This is a genomic window from Gracilibacillus sp. JCM 18860, from assembly GCF_055395245.1.
The window spans coordinates 1,755,984-1,779,259 of sequence record NZ_AP043868.1 but is presented as its reverse complement, the minus strand read 5'-3'; the positions used below and the strand labels follow the sequence as shown (position 1 = coordinate 1,779,259).

The following is a 23,276-nucleotide window of genomic DNA, read 5'->3' as shown; positions in this document are numbered from 1 at the left end:
AGAGAGTAATGATGAAGAAGCCAAAGATCACAGTAATTGGTAGTATAAATATGGACTTGGTGACTTCTACCGACAAATTCCCAGAACAAGGGGAAACGATCAGAGGGACACAATTCCAAACAAGTCCAGGTGGTAAAGGAGCGAATCAGGCTGTTGCTGCGGCTAGACTAGGTGCTAATGTCAACATGATTGGGCTTGTAGGAGAAGATAGTTTTGGAGAACAGCTTCTTACTAATTTACATAATGAGGATGTGGACGTGACAAATGTTGCTAAACAAAAAGGAACTTCCACAGGCTTGGCGAATATTGTATTGTCGGAAAAGGATAACCGAATTATCATTATTGGTGGAGCAAACGAATATGTCATCCCATCCTATTTGGAAAAGTGTAAGGAAGCTATCATTGAAAGTGATTATGTTTTACTTCAATTCGAAATACCGAAGCAAACGATTGAGTATTGTTTGGAGATTTGTGCTGAACACCATATACCTGTCATTGTCAATCCAGCCCCAGCGATGAAGTTATCTAAGAAAGCTTGGAAACAGGCTACCTATATTACTCCTAATGAAACAGAGAAAAAGCAATTATTCCAGAATCAACTGGATGAGAGGTTTATTATCACCGAAGGAAAACAAGGAGTTTCTTATATGGAGGATAATCAGCCAAAGCATGTCGCTGCTCATGATGTAGAGGTGCTGGATTCAACAGGTGCAGGGGATACATTTAATGGAGCACTAGCTGTTGCGTTAGCAGAAGGGCGTAGTGTAACAGATGCCATTATTTTTGCAAATGGTGCTGCAGCTCTTTCGGTTCAGAAGATCGGTGCACAAAGTGGAATGCCAACTAAAGAGCAAGTATTCAATTTTTTACATAAGGATTGATCAAAATGACAAATATATTAAAAAATGATTGGGCAGAAGTCCTTGATGATGAGTTCCAAAAAGATTATTATTTGAGGTTACGAAGTTTTTTAAAAGAAGAATATCAGAAATTCACCATATATCCAAATATGTATGATATTTTTAATGCCCTCCATTACACTGATTTTGCTAAAGTAAAGGTGGTAATATTGGGACAAGACCCTTACCATGGACCAAATCAAGCACATGGACTAAGCTTTTCCGTTAATCCGGGTATTGCGATTCCACCTTCTTTGAAAAATATATATAAAGAATTAGCTGATGATATTGGATGCCCCATTCCAAATCATGGATATTTAAAGAAATGGGCAGTAGAAGGAGTACTTTTGTTAAATAATGTGTTAACCGTAAGAGCTGGCCAAGCCCATTCTCATAAAGGTCAAGGCTGGGAGACTTTTACCGACAATGTCATCAAAAGCCTAAATCAAAAAGATACACCGGTTGTTTATATCCTTTGGGGAGCGGCAGCACAAAAGAAACAAGCACTAATCGATATGTCAAAGCACTTTGTCCTAAAATCTCCGCATCCAAGTCCATTATCCGCACATCGAGGATTTTTTGGAAGTCAACCTTTTTCGCAGACGAACGAGTTACTTGAAAAAGCGGGACAACAACGAATTGATTGGGAGATACCTTCATTAAGTTAATCCAAGCATATAAAGTTTCATTTTTCATAGAAATAGATGATTATTAAAGCCATTTATGGTAAACTAACGCCTAGTGTAAGGAATACAAGGAGTTCGCTATTATGAAAAATGAAACTTTTTTTAATCGAATTTTTAAGAATTGGTCAGCAATCCATCATATTGTGACCTACTATTTATTAGCCGTTATAGTATCGATCATTATTATTAGTATGCCTATCTTTCATGAGGATGGGGTTCACTTGTCTTTTATTGATGCTATGTTTACGGCGGTTACTTCCGTAAGTGTAACGGGTCTTACTTCTGTTTCTATTGTCGAGACCTTTAACCCATTAGGCCAAGTAGCGATAGCGGTGATTTTACACCTTGGCGGAATTGGTATTATGACAATGGGTACTTTTATTTGGGTTATTTTAGGTAAAAAAATTGGCATCAAAAGCCGGAAATTAATTATGGCCGATCAAAATAGTAAAACCTTATCCGGATTGGTAAAATTAATGCTCGAAATATTTAAGTTAATGTTACTAATTGAGTTAGTTGGTGCGATAATCTTAACCATCCATTTTCTTAACTATTTTGATACTTTCCAGGAAGCTTTATTGCACGGGGTTTTCGGTGCGATTAGTGCAACAACAAACGGTGGCTTAGATATAACAGGTGCATCACTCATTCCATATGCCAATGATTATTTTGTTCAATTTATTAATATGGTACTTATCATTCTAGGTGCAATAGGCTTTCCGGTATTAGTGGAAGTAAAAGAAGTATTAAAAGGAAAAATGGAGGATAGGCACGATCGATATAAATTCTCTTTATTCACGAAAATTACAAGTGTTACTTTTTTTAGTCTTGTAGTTATCGGTTGTTTGTTGTTTTTACTCCTTGAGAGAAATGCCTTTTTAGCGGATAAAAGCTGGCATGAATCCTTTTTCTATAGTTTATTTCAATCTGTCACTTCTAGAAGTGGTGGATTGGCAACAATGGATGTGTCAGAGTTAACATTGCCAACACTGGTTATGACTAGTGCTTTAATGTTCATTGGTGCATCACCGAGCAGTGTTGGTGGGGGGATTCGAACAACGACATTTGCGATCATGCTACTTACGATTTGGAATTATGCAAAAGGTAACTCTGGTGTAAAGGTTTTTGGTCGTGAAATTCATCAAGAGGACATGCTTAGGTCTTTCATCGTTATTACAACGGCCATGATGCTTTGTGTGACAGCAGTTGTCCTCTTAACATACACAGAGGATTTTTGCCTAATCGCGATTGTATTCGAAGTAACTTCTGCCTTCGGGACTACCGGATTATCATTAGGCATTACTCCCGAGCTATCTAATTTTGGTAAGCTCCTAATTATGGCTTTGATGTTTATCGGTAGAATTGGAGTTTTCTCCTTCCTATTTTTAATTAGAGGAGATGCAGGTCAAGACAAATTTCATTACCCGAAAGAACGAGTTATAATTGGCTAAGCTCCCGGTGTGAACTGGGGGTTTTTTTGTTGAGAAATAGAGCACGATTCTGAGCCATTTGGCTGTTCAATTTAGACTAACGTAAGGATAAGAACCATTTTGGAGGGAGCAGTGCTCAAAATGGTCGTAATAGCTAGGATAAGAACCATTTTGGAGGGAGCAGTGCTCAAAATGGTCGTAATAGCTAGGATAAGAACCATTTTGGAGGGAGCAGTGCTCAAAATGGTCGTAATAGCTAGGATAAGAACCATTTTGGAGGGAGCAGTGCTCAAAATGGTCGTAATAGCTAGGATAAGAACCATTTTGGAGGGAGCAGTGCTCAAAATGGTCGTAATAGCTAGGATAAGAACCATTTTGGAGGGAGCAGTGGCTCAAAATGGTCGTAATAGCTAGGATAAGAACCATTTTGGAGGGAGCAGTGGCTCAAAATGGTCGTAATAGCTAGGGTAAGAACCATTTTGGAAGGAGCAGTGGCTCAAAATGACAGTTATAGCCAGGATAAGAACCATTTTGGAGGGAGCAGTGCTCAAAATGGTCGTAATAGCTAGGGTAAGAACCATTTTGGAGGGAGCAGTGCTCAAAATGGTCGTAATAGCTAGGGTAAGAACCATTTTGGAAGGTACAGCAACTAAAAATGCCCGTTATAGCCAGGATAAGATAAATTTACAAGAACTCTATCTCGTTCTTTTGCTATTGCCGACTATTGCACTTCATACATGCTACCGCTGATTTTTTATGTTTTTTATAATTCAATAGGTGGTCGGGATAGCTAGCTATATAGTATAGTTATAAGTAGAGAGGTTAGAATAATAATAACTAGATTTGCGATAGATTTGGAGGCAAAAGGATGATAGATTACCATAAACAAATAAATGAGGTATTAGAGAATATTCAAAAGGTTATTATTGGAAAAGAGCGAGAGGCAGCATTGAGTTTAGTTGCACTACTAGCTAACGGTCATGTACTGATTGAGGATGTTCCTGGTGTTGGTAAGACAATGCTTGTAAGAGCGTTGGCGAAATCCTTGAATTGTGAGTTTAAGCGAATCCAGTTTACACCTGATTTACTTCCATCTGACGTCACAGGTGTTTCGATATATAATCCAAAGGAAATGATATTTGAGTTTAGAAAAGGTCCCATTTTCGGTGATATCGTATTAGCAGATGAAATCAACCGTACCTCACCTAAAACGCAATCCGCCTTGTTAGAAGCAATGGAAGAAAATAATGTCACTGTAGACGGTGTGAGCAAGCCACTGAACGAACCTTTTTTTGTCATGGCAACCCAAAACCCTATTGATTATGAAGGAACCTATCCACTGCCAGAAGCACAGCTAGATCGTTTTATTATGAAGCTTAGCTTGGGCTATCCGAACGAATTGGATGAACTAGAAATGCTCAATCGTACAGATCAGCAGCATCCTATTGATCAATTAGTACCAATAATTGACCGAAGTCAATTAATAGAGATACAGCAATTTATAGATAATATTTATGTTGATGAAACGGTAAAGCATTATATTGTTCAACTAGTTTCTGAAACGAGAGAAAATGAGTATGTGCAATTAGGTGTTAGTCCAAGAGGTTCGATAGCCTTAATGAAGGCTGCAAAAGCATATGCTTTTATCCAAAATAGAGATTATGTAATTCCAGATGATATCTTATTTCTGGCACCATATGTGTTGGCACATCGGATAATACTACGGCCAGAGGCGCGTTATGATGGTATTACTCAACAAAATTTAATCACACAGCTTTTGAAAAAAATAGATGTGCCAATTAGGAAGGAAGTACATGGATGAAATCAACGATGCACCGCATTCGGAAAATCATTCAACTATTGCTATTGAGTGGTGTTCTTTTCGCATTTGCTATGTTTCAAGGTGGTTTTGTTAGTTGGTTCTTATTTTATAGTGTCGTACCACTCCTAATTTATATGCTTTCCATTCCCTTTTATCCATTTAACAAATGGAGGGTTAACAGGGTGCTATCCTCTAAGTATGGTCAAGCAGGTGGTTCTGTACTGATTACAATTACGTTAGAAAGAAAAATTCCTTTTCCATTATTTTATCTTGTGGTAGAAGAAAACAGTCCTACCACATTAAACTATCAGGACATTGGTCAGGAAAAATATAAATATTTAAATGATCAGCAATTTTATGTAGAAAATAGAGTCTTTCGTAAATTATTATTTCCATTGTTCAAAAGAAAACTTACAGTGACGTTTCGTGTAGCAAATCTACCGAGAGGTCAGCATTCATTTCATTCTATAAATGTTCAAACAGGTGATCCGTTTGGGTTAATTTCTAACCAATATGTATGGGAAATAGAGGATAGCTTAGTCGTCTATCCAGCTGTTAGAAGCCTGGAATGGAAGCAAAGGATGGACAGCAATGAGGCAGGGGCAAATCCTGTCCTCCTACACGATCATAAGCAAGCAAATGTCGTATCAGGTGTTCGAGAGTATATTCCAGGAGATAGGTTTTCCTGGATTGATTGGAAAACAACCGCTAGAAAAAATTCAATTATGACAAAGGAATTTGAACAAGAAAAGGATGCTCATATGGCGATAGTTCTAAGTGCTGAGCTTAAGTCTAGTATGCAACAATTGTCATTTGAGGCATTGGTGGAGCTTGCGGCATCTATTCTGGTAAGTACGAGGAAAAAAGGGCAGAGTGTATCCTTTCACATGTTAGGAGAGGCCGAAAAGCATTTTACGGAACAACAAGTAAAATTCGAGCCAACAGTGATACAAAATTATCTAGCATTGATAAATCCAGACAAAAAAGATTCCCTTTTCACTAGTAAACTAGTAACTTCCTTGAAACATTTGCCAAAAGGGTCGTTATTATTATGTATTACTAGTCAATTGGATCAAAAATTAGTAGATAGTTTAGTGATAAAAAGTAAACAAGACCTTCAGATAGCTCTCTATTCCATCATTTCCAAAAATGACTATACATCCTTTCACCAATCATTAATAGAGTCATTGCGTATGCATCGAATTTCTGTACAAATCTTATCAGAGGACGACTTAAAAAAAGTGCGATGGGAGGTGAATGCATCTCTATGAGAATAGCTAAAGAGAAAAAATCAATACCTTCGTTCTTTATCATGACTGCAGGATTTCTATTATTCTGGGAATGGCTGAGACCGCTGGGGCAAGTAACTGATACAGGTCATATTCCATTACTTGTTCTATATGCTGCTCTGTGCTTTTTGGTATCCTTTTTCATCCAAAATGGTTTGTGGAAATTTATCATAAAAGGATTAAGTCTTTTATTTATACTTGATTATCTTTTCTTACCGGGAATTTTTCTATCAAGTGAGTCAATACAATTCATTAGTCAAGAGCTTTCCTATAACCTGAGTGCAGTATGGGATAGTCAATGGTATTTAATGACCCCGTTCTTTCGAAGCTTGTTATTTCTAATGGTTCTCTGGTTAATGAGCTATTTGTTGCATTATTGGTTTTTAGTTGCAAATAAGTTTTTCTTATTTGTTGTACTAACCATTATGTATTTAGCTGTTTTAGATACTTTCACGAGCTATGAAGCGGAAATAGCCATTGTCCGAACGTTTGCTATTTCGTTTATTGCACTTGGACTAAGTCGGTTTATGAAATTTAGGGAGCAAGGAGTAGAAGTTGAGATACAGAAATACAGTATTCTAAAATGGATCATTCCTATTATTGGAGGAGTGCTAGTAACGGCATCCATAGGTATTTTTGCACCTAAGTTGGCCCCACAATGGCCCGATCCTGTTCCGTTTATTCAAAGTCAAGCGAATCATGTGGGATTCGGGAATACGGTTCAAAAGGTAGGCTATGGAGAGAATGATTCACAATTAGGTGGATCGTTCGTTCAGGATGATACAGCGGTCTTTGAAGCCATATCGAAGGAAAGGTTATATTGGAGAATTGAATCAAAGGACCTCTATACAGGAAAGGGCTGGGAGCGTTCCTCTTCTCTTGATTATAACCCATTGCAATCTGGTGCTGTCCAATGGCAAGCTTTTTCCCCACAAGCAGTAGATACAACGGAAGAAGAAGCTTCTGTAACTTATACGAAGGAAAGTAATTTAGATAAAGTACCTATTCCATATGGTGCTGCGGAAGTTACGACATCTTATAGTGCTCTTCTTTTCCAGGACCTAGAATCTGGGATGATGGAGATGGAAGTAAGTGAACAGCAGGGCAGATCACAGCCATATACGGTTCAATATGAAGATCCATCTTTTTCTATTGATCAATTAAAACAAGTCAGTGATAAAGATCCGTCTGCGATCCAAAACAAATATTTACAACTACCAAGCTCGTTACCTGATCGTGTTCGTGCGTTGGCTCAAGAGATAACGACAGATAAGCCGACTCGATATGATAAAGTAAAAGCAATTGAACGCTATTTTTCGCAAAATGGCTACACCTACCAGATAGAGGATGTTTCCATACCAGAGGCTGGGGAGGACTATGTGGACCAGTTCTTATTTGAAACAATGGTCGGATATTGTGATAATTTCTCTAGTTCCATGGTAGTCATGCTTCGTACCTTAGATATTCCTGCAAGGTGGGTAAAGGGGTTCACTGGTGGTGAAATCAAATCAAATCAGCCTGATTTACCAAATGGTTATAAGCTATATGAAATCACAAACAATAATGCTCACTCCTGGGTTGAAGTGTATTTTCCAAATGTAGGTTGGGTACCGTTTGAGCCTACGAGTGGGTTTACCAATCCAACTGAATTCTATCAAGAAACGGTAGCGGAGGATATGGACTCAATTAATCCTGAGGAACAAAGAATAGAAGAAACAAATCCTCAACAAGAGCAACAGGAACAGCAAGCAACAGATCCAGCCGATAATGAAGAAGATGAATCAGCTTTAGGAAGCTCCCGATCTAGTCGTATTAATATGCCGATCAAAGTGATGATAGTTATTGGTGTCATCCTTATGGTTTTACTCGGTGGGTTTTCGTATTGGAAAAGGCAAGAAATCAGAACTTGGTATTTACAGAAGAAATGGCGTAAAATTTCTGAGCAGCTGGATATCGAAGAATGTTATCATTATTTGCTAAAGTTACTTGCTAAAAAAGGCTTTAATCGTAACAAAGGACAAACGCTTCGCCAATATGCTAAAGAGGTAGACGAAACAATCGGTAAAAGTGATATGTATGATTTAACCCTTTTATATGAACAATATTTATATAGAAATGGGCAGGTAGAGGTCGATTCCTCTACACTTAGGAATCTTTTCCAACGCATTGTTCATCAAATAATCGCTTGACCAATGAATACAACCATTGATAGAATAAGATAAATTAACAGGATTAGACCTTCATATATGTTTGGGAATATGGCCCAAACGTTTCTACCTGAACACCAATATGTTCAGACTATGAAGGTGAGGGTCTGTCGTGGCATCTGCCTTTCTGATAAGGACAATAAGAGAAGGGCAGTTTTCTTTTTGCTATCTGGAAGTGGGTAGTAAACATAGATAGAAGAAACCTTGAAGGAGTGGACAATTTGGAAATAAACAATGAAATGATTTTAGTGCTTGATTTTGGTAGTCAATATAACCAACTGATTACAAGACGAATCCGTGAATTTGGTGTATATAGTGAGTTGCATTCCCATCGATTAACTGTGGAAGAAATTAAACAAATGAATCCTAAAGGAATTATTCTTTCTGGTGGACCTCACAGTGTTTACGGAGAAAATAGCTTCCGTTGTGATGAACGTATTTTTGACTTAAATATTCCTATCCTAGGTATTTGTTATGGTATGCAGTTAATGACCCATCATTTTGGTGGAAAAGTAGAGCGTGCGAACCAACGTGAATATGGAAAAGCGGACATTCATGTAAAGGACGACTCCATCTTATTTGAAGGTACTCCACAAGAGCAAACGGTTTGGATGAGCCATAGTGACAAGATCATTGAGGCACCTGCAGATTTTAAAATCGAAGCAACGAGTGCTTCGACTCCAGTTGCTGCAATGAGTAATACGGATAAGCAATATTATGGAGTTCAATTCCACCCAGAAGTACGTAACACAGAGTATGGAAATGACCTACTTAAGACTTTTGTCTTTCATGTTTGTCAATGTTCTGGGGATTGGACAATGGCGAACTTTATTGATATGGAAGTAGAGAAGATCAGAGAGCAGGTTGGTGACCGAAATGTTTTATGTGCATTAAGTGGGGGAGTGGATTCTTCTGTTGTTGCTGCTCTAATTCATAAAGCCATTGGTGATCAATTAACCTGTATTTTTGTAGATCATGGTTTATTGCGTAAAAATGAGGCAGATACCGTTATGGAAACATTCCGTGATCAGTTCCATATGAATATTATTAAAGTCGATGCACAGGATCGCTTTTTGAATAAGCTAAAAGGTGTTTCAGATCCTGAGCAAAAACGGAAGATTATTGGAAATGAGTTTATCTACGTATTTGATGATGAAGCAGCTAAGCTAGAAAACATGGATTTCTTAGCACAAGGAACCCTATACACGGATATTGTAGAGAGCGGAACGGAAACAGCTCAAACGATTAAATCTCACCACAATGTCGGTGGTTTACCAGAGGAAATGGAATTCCAATTAATTGAGCCTTTGAACACGTTATTTAAGGACGAAGTACGCGCACTTGGGACAGAATTAGGTGTCCCAGATGAAATTGTGTGGCGTCAACCATTCCCAGGGCCTGGCCTAGGTATCCGCGTTCTTGGTGAAATTACTCCTGAGAAGGTAGAAATTGTTCGCGAATCAGATGCTATTTTGCGTGAAGAGATTAAAAAAGCGGGGTTAGATCGTGATATTTGGCAATACTTCACCGTTTTACCTGACATCCGTAGTGTTGGTGTAATGGGGGATGCAAGAACCTATGATTATGCTATCGGTATTCGTGCTGTCACTTCCATCGATGGAATGACTTCTGATTGGGCACGTATCCCATGGGATGTTTTAGAGAAAATTTCAGTGCGTCTTGTAAATGAAGTAGATCATATCAATCGTGTGCTTTATGATGTGACAAGTAAGCCACCTGCGACGATTGAGTGGGAATAAGACGCTAATTTAATTTGAAGAGGAAACGCCTATTTATAGAGTATTTTAACCAAGCTAAAATGGATAAAACAATTTAAAATATTTGGTTCCCTACCAATGAAAATTTTGGTAGGGATTATTTTTGGGTGATTTTTCCTTGTTTTGAACTATGGCATTTAACTTTTTTTAATAGGCATTTTCCACTTTAAAAGTGTGGAATGTGTAGGATGTATAGCTTGTTTTGAAAGCCTATTTATCGTGATATTTATATTGTTTAAACCAATTTAATAAAATGAATAGTCAATCCCCGGTGATTTAGCTATTGACTTTACACCTTCTGTTCCATTTTGATAACGAATAACTACTTGTATTTTTTCATCTTCCGTGAATTTGGCCAAAAGGAGCTACACCTCCAACTATTAGATTTGTGACTAACAATTAGGGTGCAGTTCATTACCACGGGTGGTTTTGATTCAATCTTTTCCAGACCCTATAAGCGGTTGTAAAAACGGCAGCAACCTGAAACACTAACCAACCAGGATGCCGGACATTCCAAATAAGACCGATTTCCAGAAAAATAACAGTCGCCAATGGCCAAATTACCGCATGAATTCAGCCATGTTTGCTCGATTTCTCATCTTTCCATATTCTTCATTATTAGTAACCAATCGTTCGCTCTCCATTAACGACCCTGCAATAATGAACAAGTATACAGCAAATGCCCATGTTAGAGGCATTAGTACTAAGAGGGGATCACTGTCTGCATGGCATGTGTCGTTAGTCAAAAAAGATATCCCATAACTTAATATAATAGTCACAATTCCAGTAACGATTAATATTCCATACCTTTTACCATTGGCCAAACTTTTCTGTCTAAAATCTTGAATAAACGAATCATCAAAAATTAATGGTTGTGTTTTCCCACATTTTTATAAGACAGGACTTTCTTCCATAAGGGAAAAAGTACCTTCATGGCTTACTCGAAATGAGATTCGGTCTTGACCAGTCGGATTGGCCCCTTCGTCATTGTACAAGCGTGTTATTGTGGAAACAGAACAGCCTGAGTAAATCAAGCAGCAGTTGATGGCTCGTTGTTCGTTATTTATCTAAAGAGTGATTACTTGCTTGCAGCAATTCAGAAGAAATATGTGAATCGTTAGTATGCTATACTTTTTTTATCCTAACAACCGAAAGGAGTTTTGTATTCATGGATACTCATACCTCTGAACGCTTTATACATGAGTTGCAGCAATACCAAAATGAAGCGGGAATCGAAAAAATGAAAAGGTTTTTTAAAGGTTCAGATGAAAATACGAAGTGCTTAGGTCTTAACATGCGTACGGTATTCCAAATTGCTAAACAATTTACGGATATGCCTTTAACAGAAGTCGAACGGCTTCTAGAAAGCGATTATTATGAAGTGAGAATGGGCGCCGTGAGCATTATGGATTTTCAGGCCAAAACCAAGAAACTCCCGGAGGAAAACAGGCAAGCTTTGTACGATCTGTATATTCGAAGGCATGATCGAATCAACAATTGGGATTTCGTTGATCGTGCCGCTCCTTCTGTAATCGGGACTTATTTGCTGGATAAACCAAAGGATAAACTATACGAAATGGCACACTCCTCTAATATTTGGGAACGTAGAACAGCGATGGTAAGCACATATAGCTTTATCAAAAACGGCAATACGGAGGATACATTTGCTATCGCTGAGATTCTGGTACATGATCCTGAAGATTTAATCAACAAGGCGGTGGGCAGCTTTATTCGTGAAGCTGGCAAGAAAGACGAAGACAGGCTGAAATCTTTCTTAAATAAACACGCTCACACCATGCCCAGAGTCACCTTGAGATACGCTATAGAAAAGTTTGATAAAAGTACAAGGGACTACTACTTAACTTTAAAGAAGAAAGAGAAGTAGGTAGTCAATGATGAAGCCTCTATCAGGGAAAGTGGCTTTGGTAGCCGGAGGAACTCGGGGCGCAGTCAGAGGGATCGCTATTGAATTCGGTGCAGCAGGTGCAACGGTCTACGTCACCAGAAGTACTACACGGACGAGGCGATCTGAATACAACCGGCCGGAAACGATTGAAGAAACTGCTGAACTGGTTGATCAGGCGGGTAGCACAGAATTGCGATGCAAGTCGATCACCTCGCACCTATTCAGGTTCAGGAGTTAATCGCACCAATTGAACACGAGCATGGTCAACTGGATATTTTGGTCAACGATATCTGGGGTGGCGAATATATGGTGGAGTGGAATGTTCCAGTTTGGGAACACTCTTTAGAAAACGGGTTGCGTATGCTGAACCTGGCCATAGACACCCATATCATTACAAGTCACTACGTGCTCCGCTACTTATCCGCAACCCCAACGGGCTCGTTGTTGAAGTCACGGACGGCACGAAAGCCTATAATGAAACAAACTACCGGCTGTCGTTATTCTACGATTTGGCAAAGAACTCAGTCATCCGAATGACCAAGTCTTTGGCACTTGAACTCGCCTCTTACCAAGGAACTGCCCTATCCATATTGCTAGGCTGGCTGTGCTCCGAAATCGTGCTGGAGGAATACGGCGTAACCGAAGCAAACTGGAGAGATGCACTTGCCCGCGAACCGCATTTCATCATTTCCGAACAAGACAAACATTTTCAAATACTTTTATTTCCTCATTTGCACCTAAAGACTTGAGCTTGTTAGTAAACTTCGTATAAAGTGTTTTCCAATCAACATTAATCTTTTCAATACTTTTTTATCCTAGACTTATTTGCCTCATTCTCCATAGTCTCTAATGACAATAAAAATTCAAGTACTCTTTGCTTAACATCCATAATTCCATAGTTAGGCACACGTGCTAATATATCGGTCAAACCACTTTTTTGTTCAATAAAGAAAGCTCCAAATATAGTAATTACACAAAACCCTATCTTTTGGGGCATACCGAATAAATCAGATTATGAGCCACAACAACCTGAAAGTAATGGAACAGTTGATTCCAATACCGTGCAAAAAGTGACAGAGTTTTTGGAAACATTTTTTTGCCTATTATGTGAAAATGCCTTACCACCAATAGGTAAGGATTATTTATTTTCAGAGCTAGTCCATCCAGTATTTCGGACAGTAGATTATCGAATAAAAGTATGGGTGACTGTTAAATATATTGATGAAGCAACAATAGCAACACAGTTTTCACAATATTACTCACATTAGAAAAGATATAAATTGGATGATTGTAGAATAAAAATTTAAACACCACGACTTGTTCTTACTGGTTGATTAAGTCGTGGTGTTTAATAATGATTAGTTATCAATAAATATATTACTCCATTAAAATTCATGTATTAATTGTCAAGTCTTGAAGTGAATTACTTTATATCATCGTTTTCATCATCTTCAACAATAGAAAAACTTCATTCATATCTTCAATATCAAGTGCCTGAACAATTTTTTCTAAAATGTTCAAACTGAATTCGCTACCTTTTTCCATTTGCAAGTTCGCTCAATGTAGCTAAGCGAATACCCGTTTTAACATAGAGTTGAGTAAGAGAAATATCACGATCAGATAATAATTTATATTAACTTAGTAGGATAATGATACTCCTCACGTTAGAAAATATATAAATGTGATGATTAAAAAACTTAAAAAAGTATGACCCTTTGCTCCACCACCATATTTTTATTTTTTGACAAAGTTAAAATTACTTATTTCGTAAAATGCTTTTACTATATCTGTATAAGAATGGACAAAATCTTCATCAATCCATTTCATAAGCATATTCCACATGCCTCCTGCATTAAATGCTAACGCAAATTCTAAGTGTTCTTCACTAATTGTATGAGGAAATTTGTCTTGAGTGAGTTTATGAATATAAGGTAAATACTTATTAAAAGCATCTAACAGAAAACCAGATAGCCCATTTTTTCTGAGGGCAGAAATGAAGTCAATATGTTCATACATCAATTCTAGAAATATCTTTGATACCTTCCTCATATCGATTTCACCTGCTTCAACAAGGTTGTTTACATACTCCTCTGCTAACTCGTTTAAATATAAATTTAGGACATTCTCTTTTGACTTAAAATTTCTATAAAAAGTACTCCTGTCTAAATCAGCCTTTTCAGCAATTTCCTTAATCGAAATTTTGTCATAGGGTTTTTCTTTCATCAAATCTAGTAGAGCAGCTACTAACCATTTTTGAGATTGTATTGCGATCGGATTATCAGTTGAATATATCATAAGTCTATCTCCTCCTAGTACAACATATCGTAGTGATTTGTAGTATTTGTTGTCATTCTATTGATATTAGGTTATCACTACAATACAATATAAATATAAGTGCAACAAGTGTGGCACTCTAAACAATCTTGCTAAGTAAAGTTCATGTATTATTCTTTCTTGATTATTGTGAATATGGCAATGATTATTATTGATGAATACGATTTCTTCAAATTTGCTACAGTGGCTTAATCAATAAAATAGTTTAAAATTATATGAGGAGAGATAACATGAGCAAGCTTGTTAATAAAGGTATTGTAAAAGCAGCAGGGTTTATGAATATGAAAAATAGATTTAACTATTTCAAAGTGGCACCCAATGCTTTAGAAAAAGTAATGGGGTTGGAGCGATATGTTAGAAAAGCAGTCATTGATAAAAAATTTGCGGAACTAATCAAGTTAAGAGTATCACAAATTAATGGTTGCTCTTATTGTATAAACATGCATACAAAAGGGGCAAAAAAGTTAAAAGTAACAAATGACCAGCTTGTTCAATTAAAAAATTGGAATGCAAGTGATATTTATAGCCCAAAAGAGAAAGTGGCACTACATTTAGCGGAAAATATGACTTTAATTTCGGAAAAAGGCGTCAGTGATGAGTTGTATGACCAAGTGAGAGAGCATTATGATGAAAAAGAATATGTAGATTTAGTGATGATTATTAATCAGATTAATATGTGGAATAGGCTATCTATTTCCATGGGCAATCAAGCTAGTGAATAAATGGCAATAATGATTAACATATGAAAGCGACCAATAATAATTGCCATTTTAAAATTTTAACACTTTTTCCTTAAAGGAGATAAAAATAAGTTCCGTCAGAATCCCCGCCAAAACAATTTGAAGGTGCGAAAAACGTTGGTATAGAAATGTTTTGGCGTCACCTGTAAACTTGGAGTCGGAGTAATAAGAGATGTCCTAAAATCCTTGGTAACACAAGATTTTTAGGGCTTTTATCTATTTGAATCATCAAAGGGTTTTCTCCCGTACTAATTAACAAAGAAGTATGAGAGTGTCTCTGAAGTAGTTCCATCGCCTTATCATAAGCAATATGAAAGTTTCCTTTTCCCTTCATAAAGGTAAATGGTCAATCAGCAAATGCCTCTTACACACGGATTTTTACACTTAATACCTCCACTAAACAATCTTCTTTTTATGAAATTTGCTAGAAATCAGCTTTTTTTAGTTTCCACAATCCAAGGATATTTGAAATGAGTATCCATGATAAAAGGATTAATATGGCACTCATCAACTGACCATTAAATGTGACAGTACTCATTTCGGTAAGGATATGCAATGACTTTTCGGGTAGCAACATTAAAACCATATCTGAGAAACTAGCTGGGAATAGTTTCATTAAAGCAGGTAGGAACATTACACCAATTGCAAACATAATTCCACCAGCAGCTGATCGAAAGTAAAATGTACCAGCTGCACTTAATAAACTATAAAATAAGGGCAGAATGACAGTCCCAAACAGTTTAGACAGCAATACTTGATCGTTGAGTGAAACTGTACGCATGTTATTTGTAAGAAGGACAAGTTGATCTAATCCAAAAATGATTAAAGTCAAGGTTATACTAATAATGAGAGATAAAATCATGATAAACAAAATTTTAGAGAGATAGAATTTTTGACGAAGTGGCGTAATCGCCAAAGATGTATGTATGGCATCATGTGAAAACTCTTTAGAAATAAAAGTTGCTGAAAAAATTATCAGCATGATGGCCGCAACATCCATCCCCAGCAATGAAATATCAATAACTTCCATAGCTGGCAGTTCAGTTAAATCCTTTCCCTGGGTCACCCCAAGTGTAAATAAAAAAATTAAACCAAAAGATAAACTCAACAAACTTAAAACTATTAAATAATTTCGGTGGCTTGTCAGAAAACTGATTTTCTTAAAATCAGCATTAATTAAGTGCTTCATTGTTTTTCCCTCTTTCATTTTTATGTGAGACGTAATCAGCTTTCCCTTTAGTTATTTCCATAAATAATTCTTCCAATGTAGGTTGAACTTTTTTGAGCTGGTAGATGACAACATCATGTTCATGGGCAAGATGACCAATTTCTCTTGAATCTAAATTCCGTACTTCCAAACCATCTTTTTTTTGCACTACTTCAGCACCATTTGTATTTAAAGCCGCAGTCATTTTAGCTAAATCATTTGCTTCAACATAGACATAAGAATTTAAACTTTTTTGATTCATTTCTTCAATGGTCATATCTGCAAGAAGCTTACCCTGCGCAATAATGATAATACGATTGGCTACGGCTTGTATCTCACTCATCAGGTGACTCGATACAATAACAGCTTTTCCTTCATCAGCAAGCTGTTTAAATAACCTCCGAAGCCACTTAATACCATCTACATCCAAACCGTTAAATGGTTCGTCAAGAATAATTGTATCGGGATTACTGATCAAAGCAGTTGCAACTCCTAATCGCTGTTTCATGCCTAAAGAGTAAGACTTTATTTTTTTATTTTTAACTTTTTCCAATCCCGTAATTTTTAACATATCCTCAACCTTGCTTTTATCAATATTAGCGGCTGTTGAGAAGAATGATAAATGTTGTCGTGCTGTTAAGTTAACATCTATAGCCGAAGGATCAATTAATGTACCAATTTTTTGTGTCGGTTCAGCAAAGGAATGGTAATATTTATTATCCACGGTAACCTTCCCAAAGGTGGGATGTACAAGTGAAATTATCATTTTCATTGTTGTTGATTTACCCGAACCATTAGGTCCTAAAAAACCTGTTACCACACCTGGTTTAAATGTTAAATTCAGCTGATCTACAACTGTCTTTTGATCATATTTTTTCGTTAAATTGTTTAATTGTATCAATTTTCCTCCCCCTTTTTCTCACAATAATAGCTATATGTACAATCAATAAAATCACGGCAGAAATTAAATAAAAACAGATCCTCTTCCGGCCATTGATGACTTTGTTCCAAACCGCTAGTATAAGCTTCAATCACTTCAGAATTGTGATCTGTCGCCCTTTCGATAAATTCATACCATTTCTTTCCAAAGTGATAACCTGTATCACTTTTGTAAAGTATGTTATTTATTTTGTGTGATGTTGCCTCCAAAATAAGTTTTTTCCAATGCCAATAAACTTCAATGATTTCTTTATAGTTGGGATCCCTTTCTTTAAAAAGTTCAGTTGTTTTTTGGTCAAATGAGACAGTAGAATAATCAAAAATCGTTTCTTTATTCAATTTAAGTGCAAGTTCCATCATCGACTCCAAATCATGATTTGATTGGCCCGTATCAATGGTTGCAACTATGGCCTCGATAATAGCAATGTTCATTTTGATTTCCATTTCCTTTTGAAAAAGGATTTCGGATTGATCTTTTAAAATATCTCTTACACCGTGTTTATTATTGACATTGACAAGATGGTTTTTAATCTCCTTGAGTGGAACGCCCAACTTTTTATAAAAGAGAATTTGTTGAAGGGTTAATAAGTCATTTTGTGTATAGTACCTCTGTTTTTTATTTTTATCTCGTTTTGCAACGAGCAATTCGATTTTATCGTAATACTGAATAGTTCTGATGGTTGCTCCTGACAATGCTGCTAACTCACCAACGGAATACAGTTTTTCACACACATGATCACCTCTTAACATTTATTAAACCATGTGACGTAACGTCACTTGCAAGTAGTTTATAGGGAAAAGATAAATTTAATCTACCAAAACGCCTTAAACAATAAAATGTGCTTATTCAAAAACGCTTCATTGGAATAAGGAGCTACTAATCTGATATGGTGAGCACCAACTTAACTCATGAATATTTAGATAAACAATATGTGTTTTCCGGGGAAACTGTAAATTTTTCTGCGTGTTGTAAGAAACATGATAAAGATTAGGATGTATTCTTTAAGATAGGATTTAGTGGGAGCTCCTGCAGGTAATTGACCTAATTTTTTCGTATTGTAGAAACCATATCCTTTCTTTACCCATCGACATTTAGCTTCACGGATCATAGCTTGGAAGATTAGCAAGGCATAAAAATTAATAATATAAGAATTAAAAAACAGGAGCTATTACAATGCTCCTGTTTTTTAATCCCTTATTGCTTCGCTAAAGAACTTACCAAATGGACTTTCTCTTGAATATTCAATGATACAACTTTATATACACGTAATCCGCATCTCCATTTTTTATTTGAAATTCACCATCCCCTAAAGAATCCTTGACACAAAGGGAATCTGTCGAATTATATAACCTAAAATGAAGCAAAGTGGTATCGTGATCAGCACCGTAGCGAGAAACATGAAAGAAGGGGGAAACTGGATGACCTTCAATCCAGAGATAACAATAGCGATAATCGGTATATGAATGATGTAAATCACGAAGGAGTGGGTTGACAAAAAGCTCCAACCCTTTCCTTGATAAAAAATTCTTTTGCGAAAGAATATGATTAATCCAAGGTTGATTCCAACACAGAATAGAGCTTCCCACAGAGAGAAGACCAAAGATGTCCAGCTCCAGCCGCCAGAGAACTGTAATCCGTCTAATCCAAATATCAAGGCTAAAGGAAGAAGAAGAATCGATGCTCCAATTGCGATTCCAAACCCCGCCCTACCCATAGAATCAGAAGTATTTCGAATCCAATTGCGTTGGTAAGCGATGATTCCCATAATGAATAGCCCGACATATTGTGGGAGATCATAGCCACTTGCGGTAAAAAGTCCAACGAATGATTGAACTTCGGGAGCCCCGCCGGGTAAACCGAGAGCCGGGATCCACAATCTTATGATGAAATACGATACTGCTAATATCATGACAAAGAAGGTAAGCATCGTGTAGGTAGGTGGCGTACTCTGACGAACTACCGATAGCTTATTTTTGCTCATAAATTTTATCCAGACTGCGTATAAACAAATGAATACGAAAAGTAGCTCTACATACCACATCGGCCCATAGGTTAAATGTGAAAAATAGGTTTGCCATGTAAATGGCTCCTGACCGAGTATATAAACTTCAATGTGTTGAACTTGGCTAAGAATGAGAACGTAGAAGATAAACGGGAATAAGAAGCGGATGCATCTATCTTTGATAAATCGAGTTGCTCCCCTACGTTCAAAAGATGAAGGGACAAAATAACCAGAAATTAGAAAAAAAGTCCCCATGAAAAAAGTCTGATTAAAAGCAAGAAATAGAAGGCCTATAAAAACCTCAATAGACCCTTGTGTTAATACATTATTATATATGGAAAAATAAACCAAGTGGTGTATTACTACCAATATTGTAAGTGCTGCCCTTAGGTTATCAATAAAGTATAACCGACCTTCCTTTTGTGGAGATGAACTCCCTATATGGTTTGGATTCATCATAATTCTTATGTTCTCCTCTATAAAAATTTAAAAATATATCTCAAAGGAACATTCGCAAAACTGCACGGCTATATATAAGCCGTCCTATTTGCTGTATATTTTAATTTTCACTTTTAGTTGATCCTCCTATTTTCCAAGAGGCTAAACCTATGATCCCACCAAGTACAATAAATACAATGTCCATAACAATTTCAAATCCCTGTAACGCATCAATATAATTTACCAAAAACCAACTTTTCCCACCGTTAGTCAAATGATTGATTAATCCGCCTATTCCTTGTATAAGAAATAGTAAACTAAGCCCACTAATAAATTCTTTCATGATGAACACCTCATTAATAATTTTTTAATTTAATATGCCTCTAAGACCGATGTTGAAAAAAACTGCACCTACTATTCCTATCGCTACCAAAAGTGAAGAAATTGGAGCTTCAATTAATTTTGATCTGATTTTATTAAGAAATTGTTGCAGTTTCTCTTTAAACATAATATTAACCCCCAACAGAAGAAGAGAAGGAAGTACCATTACTAGATTGTAGCCAATTATAATAAAGATAGAAGAGGAAGGCTCAATTGTTAGGTGATTCATTAACAAAATGGAATAAAAGTAAGGCAATGCAGTTATAAATTCAATTAGAAAAACAATGATACCTAAGACGATTATCCCTTTCATCGTTATTTTTTGGGGGATAAATGAAATTAAACGTTTTTTTGTAGTAGCTTTTGGTTTACTGAAACTAATTAGAGCAATAATCGCTCCAAAAAGCATATAAAACCAATTGATAAAGTCAAATTCAGATAATTGTCCGATTCCTCTCAATAATGAATCTCCACCAAAGTATAGTAATAAACCCACCAGAAAATAGCCAAACTGCGTAATAAACAAAAAAACAAGCAGGTGAGAAGAAAATTGATTAGGCTGTGTCAGTAATAAATAGGCAGTTACTGCAAGTACACCAGGACTTAATATATCAACTAATGAGCAAATAGAAATAATTAGCAAAGCTATTGGTGTGTCCATTGATGAAGAAGGCATTAAGGCTTCAATACTTTCGATCAAATATAGAGTCCCTCCTTTTTATATGTTATCATTAAAATAACACATCGTGCTAAAAAAATAATAACACACTGTGCTAAAAAAAGGAAGTGATTTTATATGCCAAGGATTGTTAATCATGAAAAAAGAAGGAAGTCAATTGCTGTAGCGGCTTGGAATATTATTAAGAAAGAGGGAATCGAAAAAGCATCTATAAGAAGAGTTGCAGTTGAAGCAGGGATGTCTGCTGGAGCGTTAAGACATTATTTTTCAACTAAGGATGAAATGTTATTATTTATCATGAATTATTACTTGGAAGAAGGGAAAAAACGTTCTCAAAGTAAAAGTTGGTCAGAAAATCCATTGCAGGCAGTCGAGGAAGTTTTATTGGAACTTGTACCAATTGATGAAGAAAAGAAGATCGAATCGAGTGTATGGTGGATCCTTGCACTTCAGTCACTTACAAGTGACCCATTAAAGGAAAAAAAAGATGAAATGACTAACGGTACGTATGAATTAGCAAATTCAATGATCGAGATACTAGTTCTTCGAGGGATTTTATCTGATTCAACTAATGTAAAATTAGAAAAAAGTAGGCTATCGGCATTAATTGATGGATTGTCCATTCATGCTCTGTTAAGACCTGATGTCTACTCTCCGGAAAAGGTGAAGGAAGTAATCCATTATCATTTAGAAACACTCTGTAATGAAAGTCAATTGAGTTAGTTGATCATGTATCAATATTATTCGATGAGTTAGTAGATTTTGTTTTTTAGAAAAAATTGAATTTTTTCACTTAAAAGCTGCAATAGCCGAGCAAGGAGTGACTCAAAATTTGGCAACTACTATTGTGTTAAAAAAGCAGATTAGTGGAAGAAACCAACTGTTCGTTTGTCTATATTCGAATCGATGTTCTGGTACCGATTTTTCTCTGTTTTTGAACTCAAAGAAAAAAGCAAGCGGCCTAAAAGACACACCATCTGACCAGCCAAGAGTGAGCATACGAAATCCCTTGAAAACCTTCCAGTTGTGTGGTTCTTCATTCTGCTAAACAGTTCAATCTCCTTACTTCGATTAGATGAAAATAAGGAGGATGATTCTGAACCTCAAGAGAAGACAATAAGAAGAAAGCTAACCCAATGCTTGTTTTATTCACGTTGGCCGTGGCCAGTTAATAAATGAAAATCGTTTAGTAACTGTTATGCAACTGTAAATCCATTAAGATTATATCATTGTCGATAAACAAAGTATTGTGCTAGGAGGAGAAAAAATTATGTTCAATGAAAGAATTATATTACAAAATGATATAGACTCATTCCCAGGAAGATGGTTAGGAGGGCTTTCTTTAATAATAGCTCCTATCTTATTAGTTATTTCTGCACTGCTTAGAATACAATATAATTTCTTTTTCCCTGATCAGTTAGCAGCTTATGATACACATCCAACCTTAATGCTCACATCCTATAGTCTATTTTTAATTGGAATGATTTTATTATTTCCAGCTATTTTAATCCTTGTACAGTTAATTAGTAAAAAAAAGCCACGTCTAGGTCTTTGGGGTGGTTTATTAGTAATTGTTGGTTTATTTGCAAGGGCGTTCCACTCGGGAGTAGATCACTTCGCTTTTCAAATTGTAGAAATTGAAAATGTTGAAGTAGCTACAAATTTTGTTGGCGAGTTTTACGGTATGTTCCATGTTGTTAATATATTAAATTTTTCTATCCTTTTTGGCTGGATTGTATTAGCTATAGGAGCATATCTGTCTAAGGTTTTTGGGTGGTTTCGATCACTTGCTTTAGGAATGATGTTTGTCTTAGCATTGGGGGTACTAAAAGGAACAAATACGACAACAATAATCTCACTAACAGGACTCTGCATAGCTCTTCCTCCTTTAGGTGTTCAAGTTTTGAAAAGTGGGAGTAAGCCCAAATTGAAAACCGTACTTTTTTACGTAGTTATTATTGTATTGGTGCTCAGTTCGTGGTTATTCATGAGTGAAATGGAAAGACCTAATTAAATTCATGTTGTGTTTATTACAATTAGAGGTATATGTAAAAGGTGCTTCTGTTGATGTAATGGGACTTCCCTAATCCACAGAAGCTTTGCATCTCTTTCACATTTCAATTTTCCACAATCGGGCGCTATTCTTATAAACAAATTAGCCCATTTAAGGCCATTTTCTTTGTGAATCTGATGTGGATTTGAAAAAATTGTTATAATTCAAGTTTTGGATATGAAAAATAAGCTCTAACGATTGGTATGAAAGGGATTTGAAAGGGATAGGTGCAATTCTATTATCTTACAATCAACCGGATATTAGATAGCAAATTGAAGTGCTAAGGGAACAAAAGGAAAGCCATACACGTACAAAAAATTAAAAACAGATAACGGATAAAGGTAAGGATCTCCTCCTGGCAGCAAAGAATGAGCGTATCAAAAAACTTGAAGAGGAAAACAGACAGCTCACAAAAAAGTTTCGTGGGAAGCTTTATGGGACACATTTAGAATAAAGATCCACAATGTCACAGAGATTTACCCATG

The 23,276-nt window shown here is 36.4% G+C and carries 24 protein-coding genes, 3 pseudogenes and 1 riboswitch; of the genes and pseudogenes, 15 read left to right on the top strand and 12 right to left on the bottom strand.

All coding sequences use genetic code 11. The features are described from left to right. Nucleotides 1-11 precede the first annotated feature (11 nt). The 9 genes from rbsK (at nt 12) to guaA (ending at nt 10,093) form a co-directional block, all read left to right on the top strand. The gene (gene rbsK, locus ACZ5R4_RS09095; protein WP_464368386.1) at nt 12-881 is read left to right on the top strand and encodes a ribokinase; all 870 of its coding nucleotides are present in this window, start codon (nt 12-14) and stop codon (nt 879-881) included. A gap of 5 nt (nt 882-886) precedes the next feature. Beyond that, nucleotides 887-1,567: a uracil-DNA glycosylase gene (locus ACZ5R4_RS09090; protein ID WP_464368385.1), complete on the top strand. Its 681-nt coding sequence runs from the start codon at nt 887-889 to the stop codon at nt 1,565-1,567. Nucleotides 1,568-1,668: 101 nt separating this feature from the next. Continuing rightward, nucleotides 1,669-3,036, top strand: coding sequence for a TrkH family potassium uptake protein (locus ACZ5R4_RS09085; protein WP_464368384.1), 1,368 nt, complete (start codon nt 1,669-1,671; stop codon nt 3,034-3,036). Nucleotides 3,037-3,135: 99 nt separating this feature from the next. After that, a complete protein-coding gene (locus tag ACZ5R4_RS09080) occupies nt 3,136-3,429 on the top strand; it encodes a hypothetical protein (protein ID WP_464368383.1) in 294 nt (97 codons plus the stop codon). Between the two features lie 87 nt (nt 3,430-3,516). Further along, nucleotides 3,517-3,765, top strand: coding sequence for a hypothetical protein (locus tag ACZ5R4_RS09075; protein ID WP_464368382.1), 249 nt, complete (start codon nt 3,517-3,519; stop codon nt 3,763-3,765). Nucleotides 3,766-3,883: 118 nt separating this feature from the next. After that, the gene (locus ACZ5R4_RS09070; protein WP_054860878.1) at nt 3,884-4,837 is read left to right on the top strand and encodes an AAA family ATPase; all 954 of its coding nucleotides are present in this window, start codon (nt 3,884-3,886) and stop codon (nt 4,835-4,837) included. Further along, on the top strand, nt 4,834-6,108 hold the full coding sequence (locus tag ACZ5R4_RS09065; RefSeq protein ID WP_464368381.1) for a DUF58 domain-containing protein: 1,275 nt from the start codon (nt 4,834-4,836) through the stop codon (nt 6,106-6,108). The genes ACZ5R4_RS09070 and ACZ5R4_RS09065 overlap by 4 nt, the downstream gene beginning before the upstream one ends. Next, the gene (locus tag ACZ5R4_RS09060; protein WP_464368380.1) at nt 6,105-8,315 is read left to right on the top strand and encodes a DUF4129 domain-containing transglutaminase family protein; all 2,211 of its coding nucleotides are present in this window, start codon (nt 6,105-6,107) and stop codon (nt 8,313-8,315) included. Before ACZ5R4_RS09065 ends, ACZ5R4_RS09060 begins: the two co-directional genes overlap by 4 nt. A 31-nt stretch (nt 8,316-8,346) precedes the next feature. Then, nucleotides 8,347-8,447: riboswitch (purine riboswitch) on the top strand. A 125-nt stretch (nt 8,448-8,572) separates the two neighbouring features. Further along, nucleotides 8,573-10,093 (top strand): glutamine-hydrolyzing GMP synthase, encoded by a 1,521-nt coding sequence (gene guaA / locus ACZ5R4_RS09055; protein WP_277679469.1) that lies wholly within the window; start codon nt 8,573-8,575, stop codon nt 10,091-10,093. A 243-nt stretch (nt 10,094-10,336) separates the two neighbouring features. Here guaA and ACZ5R4_RS09050 read toward each other — a convergent pair. Beyond that, nucleotides 10,337-10,470, bottom strand: a pseudogene (locus tag ACZ5R4_RS09050) (transposase); the annotation flags it as partial. A gap of 201 nt (nt 10,471-10,671) precedes the next feature. Continuing rightward, nucleotides 10,672-10,857, bottom strand: coding sequence for a hypothetical protein (locus ACZ5R4_RS09045; RefSeq protein ID WP_464368379.1), 186 nt, complete (start codon nt 10,855-10,857; stop codon nt 10,672-10,674). 422 nt (nt 10,858-11,279) lie between these two features. Here ACZ5R4_RS09045 and ACZ5R4_RS09040 point away from each other — a divergent pair, with 422 nt between their 5' ends. The 3 genes and pseudogenes from ACZ5R4_RS09040 to ACZ5R4_RS09030 all read left to right on the top strand — a co-directional run bounded on the left by ACZ5R4_RS09040 (nt 11,280) and on the right by ACZ5R4_RS09030 (nt 13,285). Continuing rightward, nucleotides 11,280-11,996 (top strand): DNA alkylation repair protein, encoded by a 717-nt coding sequence (locus tag ACZ5R4_RS09040; RefSeq protein WP_054860881.1) that lies wholly within the window; start codon nt 11,280-11,282, stop codon nt 11,994-11,996. Nucleotides 11,997-12,006: 10 nt separating this feature from the next. Beyond that, a pseudogene (locus ACZ5R4_RS09035) lies at nt 12,007-12,721 on the top strand (SDR family oxidoreductase); the annotation flags it as partial. 213 nt (nt 12,722-12,934) lie between these two features. Continuing rightward, on the top strand, nt 12,935-13,285 hold the full coding sequence (locus ACZ5R4_RS09030; protein ID WP_464368480.1) for a conjugal transfer protein: 351 nt from the start codon (nt 12,935-12,937) through the stop codon (nt 13,283-13,285). A gap of 263 nt (nt 13,286-13,548) precedes the next feature. Here ACZ5R4_RS09030 and ACZ5R4_RS09025 read toward each other — a convergent pair whose 3' ends face one another. Next, complete coding sequence (locus ACZ5R4_RS09025; protein ID WP_464368479.1) at nt 13,549-13,626, bottom strand: hypothetical protein; 78 nt, start codon at nt 13,624-13,626, stop codon at nt 13,549-13,551. A gap of 125 nt (nt 13,627-13,751) precedes the next feature. After that, nucleotides 13,752-14,312, bottom strand: a complete 561-nt coding sequence (locus tag ACZ5R4_RS09020; protein WP_054860883.1) for a TetR family transcriptional regulator — start codon at nt 14,310-14,312, stop codon at nt 13,752-13,754. Between the two features lie 320 nt (nt 14,313-14,632). On the opposite strand from ACZ5R4_RS09020, the gene ACZ5R4_RS09015 reads away from it, so the two are divergent. Continuing rightward, nucleotides 14,633-15,073: a carboxymuconolactone decarboxylase family protein gene (locus ACZ5R4_RS09015; protein ID WP_109985861.1), complete on the top strand. Its 441-nt coding sequence runs from the start codon at nt 14,633-14,635 to the stop codon at nt 15,071-15,073. Between the two features lie 442 nt (nt 15,074-15,515). Here the strand turns inward: ACZ5R4_RS09015 and ACZ5R4_RS09010 are convergent, their stop codons facing one another. The 7 genes from ACZ5R4_RS09010 to ACZ5R4_RS08980 form a co-directional block, all read right to left on the bottom strand. After that, entirely contained in the window at nt 15,516-16,280 is a 765-nt protein-coding gene (locus tag ACZ5R4_RS09010; protein ID WP_464368378.1) for a hypothetical protein, read from the bottom strand. Further along, complete coding sequence (locus tag ACZ5R4_RS09005; protein ID WP_464368377.1) at nt 16,264-17,199, bottom strand: ABC transporter ATP-binding protein; 936 nt, start codon at nt 17,197-17,199, stop codon at nt 16,264-16,266. The genes ACZ5R4_RS09010 and ACZ5R4_RS09005 overlap by 17 nt, the downstream gene beginning before the upstream one ends. Beyond that, nucleotides 17,196-17,969: a MerR family transcriptional regulator gene (locus ACZ5R4_RS09000; protein WP_464368376.1), complete on the bottom strand. Its 774-nt coding sequence runs from the start codon at nt 17,967-17,969 to the stop codon at nt 17,196-17,198. The genes ACZ5R4_RS09005 and ACZ5R4_RS09000 overlap by 4 nt, the downstream gene beginning before the upstream one ends. A 185-nt stretch (nt 17,970-18,154) precedes the next feature. Then, nucleotides 18,155-18,346 (bottom strand): DUF3173 family protein, encoded by a 192-nt coding sequence (locus ACZ5R4_RS08995; RefSeq protein ID WP_464368478.1) that lies wholly within the window; start codon nt 18,344-18,346, stop codon nt 18,155-18,157. Nucleotides 18,347-18,544: 198 nt separating this feature from the next. Further along, on the bottom strand, nt 18,545-19,696 hold the full coding sequence (locus ACZ5R4_RS08990; RefSeq protein ID WP_464368375.1) for an acyltransferase family protein: 1,152 nt from the start codon (nt 19,694-19,696) through the stop codon (nt 18,545-18,547). A 103-nt stretch (nt 19,697-19,799) separates the two neighbouring features. Further along, complete coding sequence (locus ACZ5R4_RS08985) at nt 19,800-20,021, bottom strand: hypothetical protein (RefSeq protein ID WP_054788050.1); 222 nt, start codon at nt 20,019-20,021, stop codon at nt 19,800-19,802. A gap of 24 nt (nt 20,022-20,045) precedes the next feature. After that, entirely contained in the window at nt 20,046-20,759 is a 714-nt protein-coding gene (locus tag ACZ5R4_RS08980; protein ID WP_109985793.1) for a GAP family protein, read from the bottom strand. Nucleotides 20,760-20,855: 96 nt separating this feature from the next. Between ACZ5R4_RS08980 and ACZ5R4_RS08975 the strand changes: the two genes are divergently transcribed. Beyond that, entirely contained in the window at nt 20,856-21,461 is a 606-nt protein-coding gene (locus tag ACZ5R4_RS08975; protein ID WP_054860889.1) for a TetR/AcrR family transcriptional regulator, read from the top strand. A 149-nt stretch (nt 21,462-21,610) separates the two neighbouring features. Here the strand turns inward: ACZ5R4_RS08975 and ACZ5R4_RS08970 are convergent. Next, nucleotides 21,611-21,826 (bottom strand): annotated as a pseudogene (locus ACZ5R4_RS08970) (IS4 family transposase); the annotation flags it as partial. 182 nt (nt 21,827-22,008) lie between these two features. On the opposite strand from ACZ5R4_RS08970, the gene ACZ5R4_RS08965 reads away from it, so the two are divergent. Further along, nucleotides 22,009-22,752, top strand: a complete 744-nt coding sequence (locus ACZ5R4_RS08965; RefSeq protein ID WP_464368374.1) for a hypothetical protein — start codon at nt 22,009-22,011, stop codon at nt 22,750-22,752. Nucleotides 22,753-23,276: the final 524 nt, after the last annotated feature.

Excerpts from the sequence above, each read along its gene's own strand:
- ACZ5R4_RS09040 (WP_054860881.1), top strand. The coding sequence starts at position 11,280 with ATGGATACTCATACCTCTGAACGCTTTATACATGAGTTGCAGCAATAC.
- ACZ5R4_RS09020 (WP_054860883.1), bottom strand. The coding sequence starts at position 14,312 with ATGATATATTCAACTGATAATCCGATCGCAATACAATCTCAAAAATGG.
- ACZ5R4_RS08965 (WP_464368374.1), top strand. The coding sequence starts at position 22,009 with ATGTTCAATGAAAGAATTATATTACAAAATGATATAGACTCATTCCCA.
- ACZ5R4_RS09015 (WP_109985861.1), top strand. The coding sequence starts at position 14,633 with ATGAAAAATAGATTTAACTATTTCAAAGTGGCACCCAATGCTTTAGAA.
- ACZ5R4_RS09090 (WP_464368385.1), top strand. The coding sequence starts at position 887 with ATGACAAATATATTAAAAAATGATTGGGCAGAAGTCCTTGATGATGAG.
- rbsK (WP_464368386.1), top strand. The coding sequence starts at position 12 with ATGAAGAAGCCAAAGATCACAGTAATTGGTAGTATAAATATGGACTTG.
- ACZ5R4_RS09065 (WP_464368381.1), top strand. The coding sequence starts at position 4,834 with ATGAAATCAACGATGCACCGCATTCGGAAAATCATTCAACTATTGCTA.
- ACZ5R4_RS08995 (WP_464368478.1), bottom strand. The coding sequence starts at position 18,346 with ATGATCCGTGAAGCTAAATGTCGATGGGTAAAGAAAGGATATGGTTTC.
- ACZ5R4_RS08975 (WP_054860889.1), top strand. The coding sequence starts at position 20,856 with ATGCCAAGGATTGTTAATCATGAAAAAAGAAGGAAGTCAATTGCTGTA.
- ACZ5R4_RS09010 (WP_464368378.1), bottom strand. The coding sequence starts at position 16,280 with ATGAAGCACTTAATTAATGCTGATTTTAAGAAAATCAGTTTTCTGACA.
- ACZ5R4_RS09060 (WP_464368380.1), top strand. The coding sequence starts at position 6,105 with ATGAGAATAGCTAAAGAGAAAAAATCAATACCTTCGTTCTTTATCATG.
- ACZ5R4_RS09085 (WP_464368384.1), top strand. The coding sequence starts at position 1,669 with ATGAAAAATGAAACTTTTTTTAATCGAATTTTTAAGAATTGGTCAGCA.
- guaA (WP_277679469.1), top strand. The coding sequence starts at position 8,573 with ATGATTTTAGTGCTTGATTTTGGTAGTCAATATAACCAACTGATTACA.
- ACZ5R4_RS09070 (WP_054860878.1), top strand. The coding sequence starts at position 3,884 with ATGATAGATTACCATAAACAAATAAATGAGGTATTAGAGAATATTCAA.
- ACZ5R4_RS08985 (WP_054788050.1), bottom strand. The coding sequence starts at position 20,021 with ATGAAAGAATTTATTAGTGGGCTTAGTTTACTATTTCTTATACAAGGA.
- ACZ5R4_RS09075 (WP_464368382.1), top strand. The coding sequence starts at position 3,517 with ATGACAGTTATAGCCAGGATAAGAACCATTTTGGAGGGAGCAGTGCTC.
- ACZ5R4_RS08990 (WP_464368375.1), bottom strand. The coding sequence starts at position 19,696 with ATGAATCCAAACCATATAGGGAGTTCATCTCCACAAAAGGAAGGTCGG.